Annotated in this window: 16 protein-coding genes and 1 pseudogene; 12 read left to right on the top strand and 5 right to left on the bottom strand. The window is 54.6% G+C overall.

The window, feature by feature from the left end; genetic code table 11:
• Nucleotides 1-31 precede the first annotated feature (31 nt).
• Nucleotides 32-1,324 (top strand): valine--pyruvate transaminase, encoded by a 1,293-nt coding sequence (locus SH678x_RS15565; RefSeq protein WP_496919374.1) that lies wholly within the window; start codon nt 32-34, stop codon nt 1,322-1,324.
• Here the strand turns inward: SH678x_RS15565 and arsM are convergent, their stop codons facing one another.
• Genes arsM through SH678x_RS15545 form a run of 4 tightly spaced genes read right to left on the bottom strand, consistent with a single transcriptional unit; the run spans nt 1,325 to nt 4,065 of the window.
• Nucleotides 1,325-2,167, bottom strand: coding sequence for an arsenite methyltransferase (gene arsM / locus SH678x_RS15560; protein ID WP_496919373.1), 843 nt, complete (start codon nt 2,165-2,167; stop codon nt 1,325-1,327).
• Nucleotides 2,168-2,179: 12 nt separating this feature from the next.
• Nucleotides 2,180-3,274 (bottom strand): ACR3 family arsenite efflux transporter, encoded by a 1,095-nt coding sequence (arsB, locus tag SH678x_RS15555; protein WP_496919372.1) that lies wholly within the window; start codon nt 3,272-3,274, stop codon nt 2,180-2,182.
• Nucleotides 3,267-3,713: an arsenate reductase ArsC gene (locus SH678x_RS15550; RefSeq protein WP_496919371.1), complete on the bottom strand. Its 447-nt coding sequence runs from the start codon at nt 3,711-3,713 to the stop codon at nt 3,267-3,269. The genes arsB and SH678x_RS15550 overlap by 8 nt, the downstream gene beginning before the upstream one ends.
• A 10-nt stretch (nt 3,714-3,723) precedes the next feature.
• Nucleotides 3,724-4,065, bottom strand: a complete 342-nt coding sequence (locus SH678x_RS15545; RefSeq protein ID WP_496919370.1) for an ArsR/SmtB family transcription factor — start codon at nt 4,063-4,065, stop codon at nt 3,724-3,726.
• A 106-nt stretch (nt 4,066-4,171) separates the two neighbouring features.
• Between SH678x_RS15545 and SH678x_RS15540 the strand changes: the two genes are divergently transcribed.
• The 11 genes and pseudogenes from SH678x_RS15540 (at nt 4,172) to SH678x_RS15490 (ending at nt 12,460) form a co-directional block, all read left to right on the top strand.
• The gene (locus tag SH678x_RS15540; protein WP_496919369.1) at nt 4,172-5,296 is read left to right on the top strand and encodes a hypothetical protein; all 1,125 of its coding nucleotides are present in this window, start codon (nt 4,172-4,174) and stop codon (nt 5,294-5,296) included.
• A gap of 70 nt (nt 5,297-5,366) precedes the next feature.
• Nucleotides 5,367-5,807, top strand: coding sequence for a hypothetical protein (locus SH678x_RS15535; RefSeq protein ID WP_496919368.1), 441 nt, complete (start codon nt 5,367-5,369; stop codon nt 5,805-5,807).
• Between the two features lie 105 nt (nt 5,808-5,912).
• A pseudogene (locus SH678x_RS15530) lies at nt 5,913-6,173 on the top strand (type II secretion system protein); the annotation flags it as partial.
• Nucleotides 6,168-6,638 (top strand): H-X9-DG-CTERM domain-containing protein, encoded by a 471-nt coding sequence (locus SH678x_RS15525; RefSeq protein ID WP_496923075.1) that lies wholly within the window; start codon nt 6,168-6,170, stop codon nt 6,636-6,638. The pseudogene SH678x_RS15530 and the gene SH678x_RS15525, both read left to right, overlap by 6 nt.
• A gap of 95 nt (nt 6,639-6,733) precedes the next feature.
• Nucleotides 6,734-7,912: a hypothetical protein gene (locus SH678x_RS15520; RefSeq protein ID WP_496919367.1), complete on the top strand. Its 1,179-nt coding sequence runs from the start codon at nt 6,734-6,736 to the stop codon at nt 7,910-7,912.
• A 118-nt stretch (nt 7,913-8,030) separates the two neighbouring features.
• A complete protein-coding gene (locus SH678x_RS15515) occupies nt 8,031-8,780 on the top strand; it encodes a PEP-CTERM sorting domain-containing protein (protein ID WP_496919366.1) in 750 nt (249 codons plus the stop codon).
• 596 nt (nt 8,781-9,376) lie between these two features.
• Nucleotides 9,377-9,772 (top strand): S-adenosylmethionine decarboxylase, encoded by a 396-nt coding sequence (locus SH678x_RS15510; RefSeq protein ID WP_496919365.1) that lies wholly within the window; start codon nt 9,377-9,379, stop codon nt 9,770-9,772.
• On the top strand, nt 9,769-10,335 hold the full coding sequence (locus SH678x_RS15505) for a hypothetical protein (RefSeq protein WP_496919364.1): 567 nt from the start codon (nt 9,769-9,771) through the stop codon (nt 10,333-10,335). Before SH678x_RS15510 ends, SH678x_RS15505 begins: the two co-directional genes overlap by 4 nt.
• A gap of 259 nt (nt 10,336-10,594) precedes the next feature.
• A complete protein-coding gene (locus tag SH678x_RS15500; protein WP_496919363.1) occupies nt 10,595-11,143 on the top strand; it encodes a PH domain-containing protein in 549 nt (182 codons plus the stop codon).
• Nucleotides 11,144-11,393: 250 nt separating this feature from the next.
• Nucleotides 11,394-11,954, top strand: coding sequence for a thioredoxin family protein (locus SH678x_RS15495; RefSeq protein ID WP_496919362.1), 561 nt, complete (start codon nt 11,394-11,396; stop codon nt 11,952-11,954).
• 23 nt (nt 11,955-11,977) lie between these two features.
• Nucleotides 11,978-12,460 carry a thioredoxin family protein gene (locus tag SH678x_RS15490; protein WP_496919361.1) on the top strand — a complete coding sequence of 161 codons (483 nt, stop codon included), beginning with the start codon at nt 11,978-11,980 and terminating at the stop codon, nt 12,458-12,460.
• Between the two features lie 24 nt (nt 12,461-12,484).
• Here the strand turns inward: SH678x_RS15490 and SH678x_RS15485 are convergent, their stop codons facing one another.
• Entirely contained in the window at nt 12,485-13,453 is a 969-nt protein-coding gene (locus SH678x_RS15485; protein WP_496919360.1) for a hypothetical protein, read from the bottom strand.
• Nucleotides 13,454-13,582 lie beyond the last annotated feature (129 nt).

The raw sequence follows: 13,582 nt of genomic DNA, 5'->3' as shown, positions 1-13,582 counted from the left end.
ACTCTTGACGATATAACAAGTTTGGTTCGATATGTCTGATAGTAAGTTTGCGTACAGTGACGTGGGAAAACGCCTTTCCGGGCGCGTGGGAATCGTTGAGTTGATGGACGATTTGGGCGAGGCCTTGAGCGGGGCTTTTCAAGGGGAAATGCGGATGCTCGGCGGGGGAAATCCGGCCGCGGTGCCTGAAGTCCAAGAAGTCTGGCGGGAGCGGCTTAGCGCGATTTTGGCGGAGGCTGACTACTGCGACCGCGTGCTGGTGAACTACGACGGCCCCGCCGGTAGCCCCGCGTTTCGCGAGATTGTGGCCGAGGCGTTTCAGCGCGAGTTTGGTTGGAATGTCACGGCGAAAAACATCGCGATCACATCCGGGGGCCAAACAGCGTTCTTTCAGTTGTTTAATTTGTTGGGAGGCACAGCCGGGAAGTCGCAGCGAAAAATTCTGCTGCCCATTATGCCCGAGTACATCGGCTATTCCGACCAGGGTGTCGCGCTCGAGATGTTTGCTGGTTGTCAGCCGGAGATTGAATACCGAGGCGAGCATGAATTTAAGTACCACGTCGATTTTGCGCGAGTTGAAGTAGTTGATTTCATCGGGGCGATTGCGCTGAGCCGGCCCACAAATCCGAGCGGCAACGTGCTCACCAACGACGAAGTGGAGAAGTTGCGCGGTGTCGCCAAAAAACGTGGCGTGCCATTGTTGCTCGACAATGCTTATGGCTTGCCGTTCCCCGGTGCGATTTTCACGGATGCCGAGTTGCCACGTTGGGATGAGGATTTGGTGTTGGTCTTTAGCCTTTCCAAGTTAGGCTTGCCAGGGACACGCACGGCGATTGTCGTTGCGCATGAAGAAATCGCTGACCGTGTAGCAGCCATGACGGCCGTGATTGGGCTCGCCAATAATAACATCGGTCAGGCAATCGCTGGGCCGTTGCTTAAGAGCGGAGAACTATTGCGACTCAGCCGTGAAGTAATTAAGCCCTTCTACGAACGACGGGCGAAACTCGCTCTAGAAATCGTGGCCAAAGAATTCGGTGAAGACTTTCCTTATCGAGTTCACGCCACCGAAGGGGCGTTTTTCTTGTGGATGTGGTTTCCAGAACTGCCGATCACGTCGCGCGAGTTGTACGAACGACTTAAGCAGAAGAATATGCTGCTCGTGCCGGGCGAATATTTCTTCTTTGGCTTGCCAGCGGATTTGGATTGGCCCCATCGGCATCAGTGCGTGCGGGTCACGTTCTCGCAATCGGAAGCCATTGTGGCCGATGGCCTGCGGATCATGGCCGAGGAACTGCGACAGCTGCACGCCACGAGCGTGGCGTAATTAGGGTTTGACGGCATACACCTTCACACTCGCGGCGTAGTCGTTTACGTCGTACTTGGTCAGCAAATCCGCCAAGTTCTTGTGTAAGGTCGGCGTGCAACACGAAACCACGGGAAGCCCCTCGGTCATCGCAGGCGAACAACAACCCGATTGATTTTCCACTTTTGCATAGGCATTCAGATCGGACCGACTGTCAATGACTTCCACCTCATCGAATCCCGCGGCCTTCAAGCCGGCAACATAGTCGTCAATCGGAATGGCCCCGGCAATGCAGCCGACGTAGGCCATCAGATCATTGCCCAACTCGGGTGGTAAAGGTTGCTTGAGCGCAATGTCGCTAACGGCCAGCCGACCGCCCGGTTTGAGTATGCGAGCAATCTCGCTGAATACGGCCGGCTTATCAGCAGCCAGATTGATGACGCAGTTGCTAATGACACAATCCACCGAAGCATCCGCCAGCGGCATCTTGTCGATGGTGGCTTCGAAGAACTCAACATTCTTGTGGCCAGTTTTAATCGCGTTAGCGCGAGCCAGTTCCAGCATGTCGGGCGTCATGTCGATGCCGATGGCTTTGCCGGTGGGACCGACTTTTGCCGCGGCGAGGAACACATCCAAACCGCCGCCGCAGCCGAGATCAACAACCACTTCCCCTGGCTTGAGGCTGGCAAACGCCGTGGGATTGCCACAAGAGAGCCCCATGTTGGCTTCGGCGGGGATCGAGCTGAGCTCATTTTCTGAATAGCCGAACGCCGCGGCCACGGCCTTCACGCCAGCATGATCAGTGGAAAGGCCACTGCGCGCAACGGCCGCATACTTATCTTGGACGACTTGTTCGATGCTCATGTTAGTTCCGTTCTAGTTGACTGTTTTGGGAACAGTAAGTGGATTGAAATAGTTTCTTTGAAAGTAGGTTGCCAAGCTCACCAAACCAATCATCACGGGAACTTCCACGAGTGGGCCGATGACGGCGGCGAACGCAGCGCCGGAATTAATGCCGAAGACAGCCACCGCAACAGCAATGGCGAGTTCAAAGTTGTTGCTCGCCGCGGTGAAGGCGAGCGTTGTTGTTTTCGAGTAGTCCGCACCGATCTTGCGGCCCATGTAGAAACTCACAAGGAACATCACAACGAAATAAATCAGCAGCGGGACGGCAATCAGTAAGACATCAAAGGGAATCTGTACGATTTGTTCTCCCTTGAGACTGAACATCACCAGGATCGTGAATAACAGGGCGATGAGAGTTAGTGGGCTAATCCGGGGCAGGAATTGCAATTCATACCACGGCCGACCCTTGGCCTTGAGAAGGACAAATCGAGTGATCATGCCTGCCAGAAACGGTATGCCCAGATAAATGAATACACTCTTGGCGATCTCGGCCATACTGACTTCAACCACACTCCCTTCCAAGACTAGCAGTGGAGGGAGCCAAGTAATAAAGAGCCAAGCATAAAGGCTGTAAAAGAGCACTTGAAACACACTGTTAAAAGCGACCAGTCCGGCGGCATACTCCGTGTCGCCACGGGCAAGCTCGTTCCAAACTATGACCATCGCGATGCAGCGCGCCAGGCCAATCAGAATGAGCCCGGTCATGTACTCGGGATAGTCGCGCAAGAACAACACTGCGAGCGCGAACATGAGCACCGGCCCGATGACCCAATTTTGCACGAGCGACAAGCCTAAGATTTTCCAGTTGCGGAACACATCGCCAAGCTCTTCGTACTTCACCTTGGCCAAGGGTGGGTACATCATCAGGATCAATCCCAGCGCGATAGGAATGTTCGTCGTACCAACTTGAAACCGGTTGATGACGCCATCGACGCCAGGATAGAAGTAGCCGAGCCCGACGCCGACGGCCATTGCCAAAAAAATCCACAGCGTGAGAAATCGGTCTAGAAAACCAAGCTTTCGTTGCGGGCAGCAATCGGGGGCACAGGAACAATCGCTAGACATGGGAATGCTCCTGCAGGCTCTCCGGGAGAGTGGCCACATAATCGCGAATTTCGTCCCGCACCCGGCGATAGTGTTCGAGGGCCTCTTCTTCGGAGGCGGCTTGCTTAGCCAGTCGCGGGGGATCATCAAACGCGCGGTGGATAACCTTTGCTTGACCTGGGAACCGTGGACACGACTCGGCGGCGTTATCACAGACGGTAATAACGTAGTCGAAATTCACATCACGAAACTCATCGACCTGCTGTGATTTTTGCTGGCTGATGTCGACACCCGCTTCGGCCATCACTTTTAGTGCGTTAGGGTTGAGGCCGTGTGTTTCAATGCCTGCTGAATAAGCTTCAAGAGAATCAGCTTTCAAAGCACGGGCCCAACCCTCGGCCATCTGGCTGCGGCAGGAGTTGCCTGTACAGAGGAACAAAACTTTCGGTAGCCCAGGCATGAGAAACCTTTCAACAGCATCGAGTCCGATCGACTCGCTTGCTTTCTTTCAGCAGTGCAGGGGACTCTGAAAAGTAGCTGTCGAGGCAATCGAGCAGCTTTTGATGGAATGCGTCCGCCGGGGAAGCGAGTCGATAGTGGATCCACAAGCCTTCGCGGCGAGCCAGCACGAGGCCCGCTTTACGCAGATAAGCCAGATGACGCGAGATCTTCGGCTGAGGCATGTTCAAGGCATCGACGATATAGCAAACGCACAACTCGCCGCCGCGGAGCAAGTTCAAAATCCGCAACCGCGTCGGATCCGCGAGCGCGCGAAAAATCTGATCAGGAGTTATTGATATTGTTGTTTTCATATACGCTTAGACAAATATACGCCTAAGTGAATATTGTGGCAAGTGGGACGCTAAAATTGTTGCTGTTTGGATTTTGCTAGGAATTTACGTGACGCTGGGGTAATATGTGGGTCAATATTCCCAGGTATTTTTGGGCCACTTCGATCTAACAGACGAATTGAATTCGGTTTTACAGGAGCTGCTAATGAACATGTTTAGATGGACAACTTCTTTCGGCCTGATAGTAAGTTTCTTGCTCACTGGGGGGCAGTATCTCCATGCCTTCACCGAAGATTTCGATGATCTCAATGCAGCCACGCGTTGGACGGCTTATTCCGGAGTTGGTTTCGACGTAAATTTAGCCTCAATGCCGATTGATACAAATTTTGATCGTCTACCAACCGTTGGTGGTGTCGATGGCATTACCGACGATCTTTCTGGCTTTGCATTCGATTACAGTTCGGTTGGAATTCCAGCAGCGCCAAATTCTCTGGGTAGTTCAACGATTGGCCTGAAGCTACAAGCCAACTTATTTTCTAATGCGCTTGGAGGGTTCAGTGTATCGCCCAATGGTCTGAATCTCACGGGTAACTACACCGTGGCGTTCGATGCCTGGTCGAATACGGTTGGGCCATTTCCCTCGGGAGGGAGTGGTTCAACGAATATGTCAACCTTTGGCGTGCTCACATCCGGGACCTTTAGTCAGTCGGTGCTTTCTTCGGATGGCGTCTTCTTTGGCTATACGGCAGATGGAGGTTCCGCTGCTGATGTGCGGGCTTATTCCGTTGAAGATGGTAACAGTTATGACGCAACGTCCGGTGATCCGAATGCTATTTATCATGCGGGCTCTCGAAATAGTAGTGCGCTGCTTTATCAAACTGCTTTTGGCACGAACCGGTCAGTGCCACAGACACAAATCGATTTTTACCCTAATCAAACTGGCGTCTTATCTTCAGGCTCGGCTGGCTTCGCGTGGAATCATCATGAGATTATGAAAAAGGGAAATCTTGTGGAGTGGTCTGTCAACGGCTATCTATTAGTTACGGTTGATACAACAAATTTTGCCTCGCCGACGATGGGAGGGAACATTTCTTTTGGCCAATTTGACATCAATTTTGCTTCTTCAACCGATCCTGGCCGTAGCGAACTGATTTTTACACTCATCGACAACATTGCCGTTACGATTCCTGAGCCAAGTGCCTTCACATTGCTCGCAACGGGTGCTTGCGTTTTGTTGAAACGCAGTCACTGACGATGTCTACTTGCAATTCATTTGCAAATCTATTGCCATTTGTATCTTGGCAGTGTATGATGTCGGCACGATGAGACTTTTGGGAAAAAACGCACGATTCCGCATAATCGCCGGGCTTCTGCTGTTGGCCTATGGGTCGGCAGGAGTCTTGGGCTACGGCCTGCACGCGGTTTGGGACTGTGGTGATCATTGCCACGCCCTTGCTCACGCCGAGGGGTTGGCACACGCTCATCATCACGATGCTGATCCTCACGATCATGGCCACGGGTGCCATCATCCTCACGATCACGCAGCTGAGTTGGCCCAAAGCGACGAACAACACGATTCGTGGAAATCGGCGGCCGACGATTGCCCCATTTGCGAGTTCTTGGTTCAGGCTCAAACGCCGTATTTAATCGAATTTGCAACGGTCGATGTTGGGCCGGCTGCTGTCCATTACGTTTTGCATGACGCTTCTTATGTGGCCCCTCTCTCGGGGATTCATGCCGCACGCGGCCCACCTGTGGTCTAAATCCAGGCCCTTCTTTCCGATGTGCGTGTTGCTGCGCATTCGCTTGTGATCGCGCTCACTCGTACGCATCAATTCTTGGAAAACATGCCCTGAGGAGATGCGCCCATGCGCGCTCGAACAGCCTTCACCTTGGTGGAGTTGCTGGTGGTGATTGCCATTATTGGCGTGTTGATCGCCTTGCTGCTGCCGGCCGTGCAAGCGGCCCGAGCGGCAGCACGGCGCACGCAATGCGCCAACAATATGCGCCAGATCGGCTTGGCGATCCACCAGCATGCCAACATACATAAAGGCCAAATGCCAGAGGCCGAAGATCACACGACGGGCACGAACCAATCATGGATCTACTCGCTGGCACCCCACATGGAGAGTGTCGACGCGATTCGGATTTGTCCGGATGATCCGCAGGCCGACGAGCGCCTGCGCGATAAGAAAACCAGTTATGTCCTCAACAGCTATCTGGCTGTCGATCCACCGGATTTCGAGAATATGCCCCCCGAGATGCAGGACAACTACCGTGCAGTTCGGAATTTGTGGGACGTTGCCGAGTCGGGCAAGGTGATTCTCATGTTCGAGTCTGTCGCAGGATACGACAAAGACCACACTCACGGATGGGAGTGGTTCAACGGCTACAACCTGCAATATCAAACCCCGGCAATGCCTTTGGTGTGGGAGGCCTACAAGTTGCAGATCGCCCCCGAGCAACATCAGGGAACCGGGGCCAACTATTTGTTCGGCGATGGGCATGTCGAGCTGATTTCTTCGGAGCAGATTCAGCAATGGTGTCTGGAAGGAACCGCGAGCAGCAATTTCGTGAAACCAATTACTCGTTAGGAGTGAGTACAGGAGGACGCAGAGTGAGCAGAGGCTAAAACCTCTGACTTATTTGTATTCTCTACTTACTTGTGGCTTGTGAGAGATTTAGAAACATGAAGATAAACAAATTCCTATTAACCATTTTTTTATCACTCTTTGCTTCGCAAGCCTCGGCCTTCCACGCTGATATTTTTCTCGTCCAGCAGGATGGCTGGCTGTTAACCGGCAAAGGCTCTGCCGATCCGGATACGGGTGGTCAAAATGTCGTCGGTGCACGATTTCACGTCAACGACATCGCTGGGTTCGTTCCATTCGTCGACAGCAATCCGGGGATCAGCGCAATAAATGCGAACAACTCGTTCTTTGCCAGTAGCGACTATCAGCCATTGCCTGGCAATAAGACGCTGGGCTTCAACATCAAAGCCTTTCGTGTTGAGAATGGTCCTGCATCCAACTTGTTTTATTGGAATGGCAGCGGCGATATCGAGTTTACACCGGTTACGAATCTGAACGATCGCCTGGAAGTGCGAACTGGGCTAGGGTCGGCCATTGCGACGGGTGCGGCAGAAAATGTCTCCGGCTTTGATTTCACGGCGACCGATCCAACGGGGGGCATTCACAGCCATTTAGTGTTCGATTTCGACGTCGACAACAATTCTTCCACCGCGGCCAGCACGGGCATCTTTCTGGCGGCCTTGGAATTTCAAATGGATCTCACGGGGGATTCGGTCCGAGAAATTGCCCGTCCACATTATGTCGCATGGTTCAACGGTCCGCCGGGCGCATTGAAAACGAGTGCCATGGCGGCGGCGAATGTATTTTTCGCCAACGAGTTTTCTGAATTTCGACTCTTGGGCGACGTCAGTCCGTTGGGTGATGATGCACTGCCCGACGACCTTGTGAATGCTGCCGACATTGACGCACTGCTGGGTGCGATTCAGAACGAGAGCAGCGATCCGCTCTTTGATCTCAATGCCGATACGATACTTGATAACGCTGACGCGGCGACGTTGTTTGATATTCTCGGCACTCAATTCGGCGATGCGAATCTCGATGGCTTTGTGAATGCGGCTGATCTTGCCGTCTGGCAAACCAACTATGGGACGAGTGGAGGTTGGGCCGCGGGCGACTTCAACGGCAACTCGGTTGTTGACGGTCGCGACTTTTTAATTTGGCAGCGCTACGCGGGATTCGGCGGAGCTTCGCTCGGAGGAGCCGTCTCTGTTCCGGAACCAGTGTCCGCCGCTTTGCTGTTTGGTTTCTTGGTGATTGCCGTGGGACGCAGACCATAAATCGAATCGCTACCACGGGGGGCACCGGGTACTTAGTTCTTGGATAACTACCAAATCCGTGAACTCAGTGCCTCCCGTGGTAGTTATTCATAAGTTTTTATTTTTGGAGGTGCTAACGATGAATTGGCAACGCATGGTTTGGTTGCTGCTGGTGAGCGCTGTGTTGATCGACACAGCTACTGCTCAGCACAGTGATTTGGAAATGTTTGACGAGGGCGGCCAAGTGGCCGTTGAGCCGCGGATCGCGGAAGGGGAATTCGGTGAAGTGCCAAACCCTGCTTATCGCGCTGATGAGCCCGGACTGGAATCCGATCCCGACGAATTGGCAGTGCATGGCGAGACGCCACTTCCCGGCGGAGCGCTCGTGGGCTTCAACGTCGTGGCCTTCACGCTCGGCGGATCGACCAAGAGTCTATTTTACTGGGATGGCGTGGGAAGCCCCGATTTTGTTTTACTCGCAGCACCCCACGAACTGAAGATCTCGGATCCGACTGAGACGTTTTCCTTGCAGTTTGACGGTAGTGGCGCCGTCCCGGGATTCGACTTTGCCCTGACCGCCGATGGCAGCGGACCCGACCCCGCAGGGTTCATCCATGCAGACTTGCTGTTTGATCTGGTCGATGCGGGAGGGGTTGGTGTCGGAAGTCCCTCTGCAGGGGTGTATGCCTTCGCCACGACGTTCTCAGTCGGCGGTCTCACCGATTCTGAGCCAGTTTATTGGGTCCTCGCTTCGGGCGTCGACGAAGCCGCCCATGAGGCTGCTGTTGGCTATATATCGACGAGCATGGGAATCGTCCCCGAGCCCAGCTCTCTGTTGCTGGCGGGTAGCTCGGTCATTTGGGCCCTGCTGCGTCGCCGACACGGTTAGAACAGGAGATTCTCTATTAGTATTGGTCTCAAAGCGTTGCCTCCTGAGCGGAGGCAACGCTTTGTTAAGGTGTCGAGGAACGAATAGCCGCAATTGAGTAAAGAGTGATTTACCGCGACAGCATCGCACGACAAGAAATTTTGTTTGCGACTGGTCCACACTGCCAGCGCACGGCGCGCGTGTGACACGCACGGAGTGTGAAATTGTGAGAGTTCGAATTCGGCTCCGTGCTTTGTGAGGGGCTCTGCGTGGCGTGAGCGGCCTGCAGCGCGGCACTCAGGGCCAGTAAATTTTTCTGGATTTTTTGGAGAAAAACTTTCTTCCACTTTTTCGCCCATTCTTGGTCCAAACCGCCGAATCACACTAGACGAAGGGGGGTGCCTTTGCATAAAAATCTCTGATCAATTAATTCATCCGCCCATCACACTTTCAGCAGACCACCCCGCAAAGACTGCAAGCTGGCTAGCTCAAGGCTGTACTCTCGGCATTTTTAACTTCCTTGCCAGGGCAATACGCAACTCACTTTTTTCATGCGACGCGTTGTCGCAGGTTGCACCCCCATGTTTGTTCTACCCGCACGAACGGAGATTTAATCTGTGTTGACTGAAGCACCTCCGGAGTATCGACGACTCGTTCACAACGGCGAAAAGCATTACGGCCAACATATGATGGTCACGGCTTTGGGTTGTAACGAAGCGATTCTCTCGATTGAAAAACTGTACGAATTCCTGACCGTCATGGCCGACGACATCGACATGGTCCGCTTTGGACCCCCGATCGTGGCCCGCTTCGGCAAAGGACACGAAACTGGCTGCTCCGGCGTCCAGTTGATCGAGACCAGCCAGATTTCGTTCCACTCGAACGACAATCACCGCGACATGTACCTCGACGTATTCAGTTGCAAGCCATACGAGGAAGCAACCGTCTACCGAGTGCTCGAACAGTTCTTTTCCCCGTCAAGTATCACAAGTGAGATGGTTTACCGTAAATGAAAAGGTTCTATCCCGACCACTTTCCAGTGGTTCCCAACGAAGCCCGTTGGGAAGACTTCCGTGTCCTCGACGTCGATGGAGAGCGTGGACAAGGGGTGCTTGTGCTGCGGGATTTTTCTCAAGGCAGCGTCCTGTTTAGGATGAATGGCACGCTTACGACGGAGATGACTTTGCACTCGTTGCAAATGGCGCCAGGGCTCCACCTGGATGATCCTTACCTTGCGGGCAAGGTGCTCCACAGTTGTGGCCCCAATTCGTGGCTCGACGTGGAAACACGCATCTACTTCGCAACTCGTGACATCGCAGCCGGTGAATTGCTCACCATGGACTACGATGAAACGGAGGATATTTTGTTCCGGGCGTTCGACTGCCGCTGTGGTTCTCCCCACTGTCGGGGAACCGTTGGCGGCAAGTTGGTGAAGAAGGCTGCTCCCAAACGGGGCCGCCGGAAGACCCAAGTGGTCGTCACGCCGACCGAGGTGCCGGCTCAGCTCTATGATGTGATCATGGCTGAGCGTCAGAGCTTTGCGACTGCCGAAGTGTTTGCTGGTTCTGCCATCTAAGCACGCTGCCACGTCTGCACAGTGGCCGGGAAACGGTAAAAAAAGACAAACGGCCCGCGGCGAAAGTCGCGGGCCGTTTTTTTGTGCGGCGAACATCACAAGGCGAGCGGGGGACGTCAGTCCCCTGCATTGGTAACTTCTCCAGAATTGCAGGGGACTTACGTCCCCCGCTCGCTGGACTCGCCACTAGCCACTTAACGTCGGTTTTGGTACTTTGCTTGTCTTGGATTGACGTATTTTCGTTCAGCGGATTCCTGACATGTCGACTGCCATCGCCGGTGTGGCCCCTGCCACTGAAAAAGAAGTAACGATTATGACGGTTTGGCCGTCGATCGCCGCGACTCCTTATGGCCGCTGGTGGGGACGCCGCTTCGCCAACGACATCGGGATCACCCTGTTTGGCCTGCCGATCACGATTGGCCGCATCCTGGCCCTCGTTTCGATCCCGTTTATCCTCCCTGTTTACTTCCACATGCTGATTCCCCGGCTGCCGTTCGTGGTGTTCGGCGTGCCGAACCCCGCTTGCCGGCGGTATCGGCTGACCAACAAACGGGTTCTCGTCGAGCAGGCGTTTGGTGGCGGCGAACAGCAAAGTGTCTCGCTCGACCGTTTTGACTCGATCGAACTCGACGTTCAGCCGGGTCAGGAGTGGTATCCCGCCGGCGATCTGATCTTCCGCAACGGCCAGATCGAAACCTTCCGCCTCTTGGGCGTCCCTCATCCCGAATCCTTCCGGCAAACCTGCATGAAGGCCCGCATCGGCTTCGCGGGCGTACAAAAGGCCCGCGCTCAGGGCGTAGCCGTGTAGCGTGGTTCCGCTTAGCCGCGATTCAACGAATCGCAGGTCCCGGCGATTCGTTGAATCGCGGCTATCCCACTGGTCACCTCGAAATCACGTCCGGTTGTAACGAAGTTGCGCACGCTAGGGGAGCGCGAAGCTAAAGCCGTCGTGCGGAATCTCCGTCGCACGAAATTATCATCCATGCCGCTGCTAGCAGCCGCCGATATTTCTCGTTAGCTCAAACAGAAATGTTTCGCTTCCGATGGAGGAACTCGGCATGGAACGGACAATGACCCGCACGACGCGATGGTTTGCCATCGTCACGCTTTTGGGACCCGTTGCCATCTGTTGTGCCGAGTCCCCCGCGACTTCGGAGCAAGCTCCCGTCGCCGAAACACAAGTGGTCGAGGTCGCCGAGACTCCCGCTTCGGAAGACGCAATTCCGGCTGTCGTCGATATCAAAGACCTGCCGCGGTTCAAGCACGAGAGCTATCCCGATGCATGGACCGCCGCCCAGGAATCAAACCGCCCCATCTTGGTCTATGTGGCGATGCCGCAGTGCCCTCACTGCACCAAGATGCTCGACGAAACTTACGAGCAAGCGGAAGTCGATGAGCTGGTGAAGGGTTCGTTTGAAACCCTTCAAGCTGGCCGCTACACGCATGCCACTCTGGTTTCGAAACTCCATGTTCGTTGGTATCCGACCACCGTGCTGGTGAGCTCCAACAACAAGGTGCTCGACATGATCGAAGGTTATGTCGACGCCAACACGTTCAAACGCCGTCTGCAATTAGGAATCGCCTCGGCCAAGGGATCGTCAACCACGCAAACCCGATGATGCTGGCCTAGCAGGTACGTACCATGAAAAAAATTGCCTTCTTGATTATGCTGTTCGCGATTCTCGCCGTCGAAGCTCGGGCCGAGAAGCCGCGGGATCATTCGCACGCAGCTCCTGAAGGAGTTTTCGATCACAAGACGGTCGAAGACGCTTGGAAGGTGGCCATCGAAAAGAAAAAGCCGCTGCTGGTGATGTTCACGTCGAACAACTGCACCTACTGCCGCAAGATGATTGCCGACACCTACAGCAATCAGCAGGTCAAAGAACTTTTGCGCGGCCGTACCGAATCGGTGATGGCTCATTCGGATAATTATGCGGCGTTGATCAAAAAGCTCGGCATTCGCGGCTATCCGTCGTCGCTGCTGATCACGCCGGAAGGTGAAGTCCTCGACTTCATGGAAGGGTACGTCGATCCGCAAGCCTTTGCCAAGCGCGTCGGTCCGCTGCTAGATCGCCCCGCCACGCAGATCGGCATGACCGTCAACACCAAGACCGTCGAACAATAAGCTGCTCGCGGCTTAGCGCCGATCCTACATCAAAGCCAGCGAATGCTCGCGCACTTCCTTAAGCGGCCGCACGCAGTTGGGGGCGTCGAGATCCACTTCAAACGTCACCGGATACTTGAACCCCTTGGGTTCTTGCGGCGCGACAAGTGGCAACCGCCGCATCACGCGTAACGCGAATTCTTTCATCGCGGGCCGCCAGCCTGTGAGTTCCGTCGACCGGAAATTGCCGCCCAACAAATGGCGGAAATGGCGATTCGCCAGGAACACGTTATTCCGTCGGGCAGCGCGGCTGGTCATGTGTTCGGTCGAAAGCGACACATTCACGCCCTTGGTGTTCACCACGCGGTGAGGTGTGTGCTGCGGCCAGGTGACCATTTCGCCCGGTTCGAGATCGTACACCACGGCCAGCTCATCCCAGTCGCGTTGGAATTCGAGTTCTTCGGACTTCTCGCCGCAGAGCACGCCTTCGATGGTTTCGTCGGAAACGATGCCCGTCTCAAGTGGATAAGCCCAGACGCGCTTTTGGCCGCGAATATGCCAGAGCATGTTCACCGGGCAATCCAAGTGGTAATACACGATCGCATCCGGCGATGAGATCAGCAAATTCGCCGAGCGATTGTAAGTGTGCAGCCCGGGGCAGGTGGCTTCCAACTCGCCGTACAAACGGTCCACGATCTCCGCATACTCGGCGTGATGGTCCATCACGCGGCGGAGATTCAGCCAGATCTTGCCGCGGCTCACCGCTTCGAACAATTGCTCGGAAGTTAAATTTCCCGCCCGGCCTTCTTGCCACTCATGGTGAAGCTGTGGGTCTGTTCCCATGGTGTTGATGCCGAGATCCTGGCGGGGATGGCGATCCAACGTTTCGATCAAATGCTCGTCGCGAAACATTTCCAACTCTTGAAGGCGATGCTGAGCCACAAAGATGGCGTTTTCCATCCGCGCGGCTTGCTCGGGAGTCCAGTTTTCCAAGAGGGGGAAATAAGGTATCATCAGCGAATGCTCCGGAATCCAAGTTTGCGTTCCGCGCGCACGGCGGTGCTCGCGGCTGCTTAAACTTAGGTCGTGCCGCGACGAGAAGACTGGTGTTTTCAAGCACCTTGAAGCTCGTGCCGATGCGAG

It is taken from the genome of Bythopirellula superficialaquae (assembly GCF_059632245.1).
The sequence above is the reverse complement of the archived record's forward strand: the minus strand, read 5'-3'. Positions and strand labels throughout refer to the sequence as shown.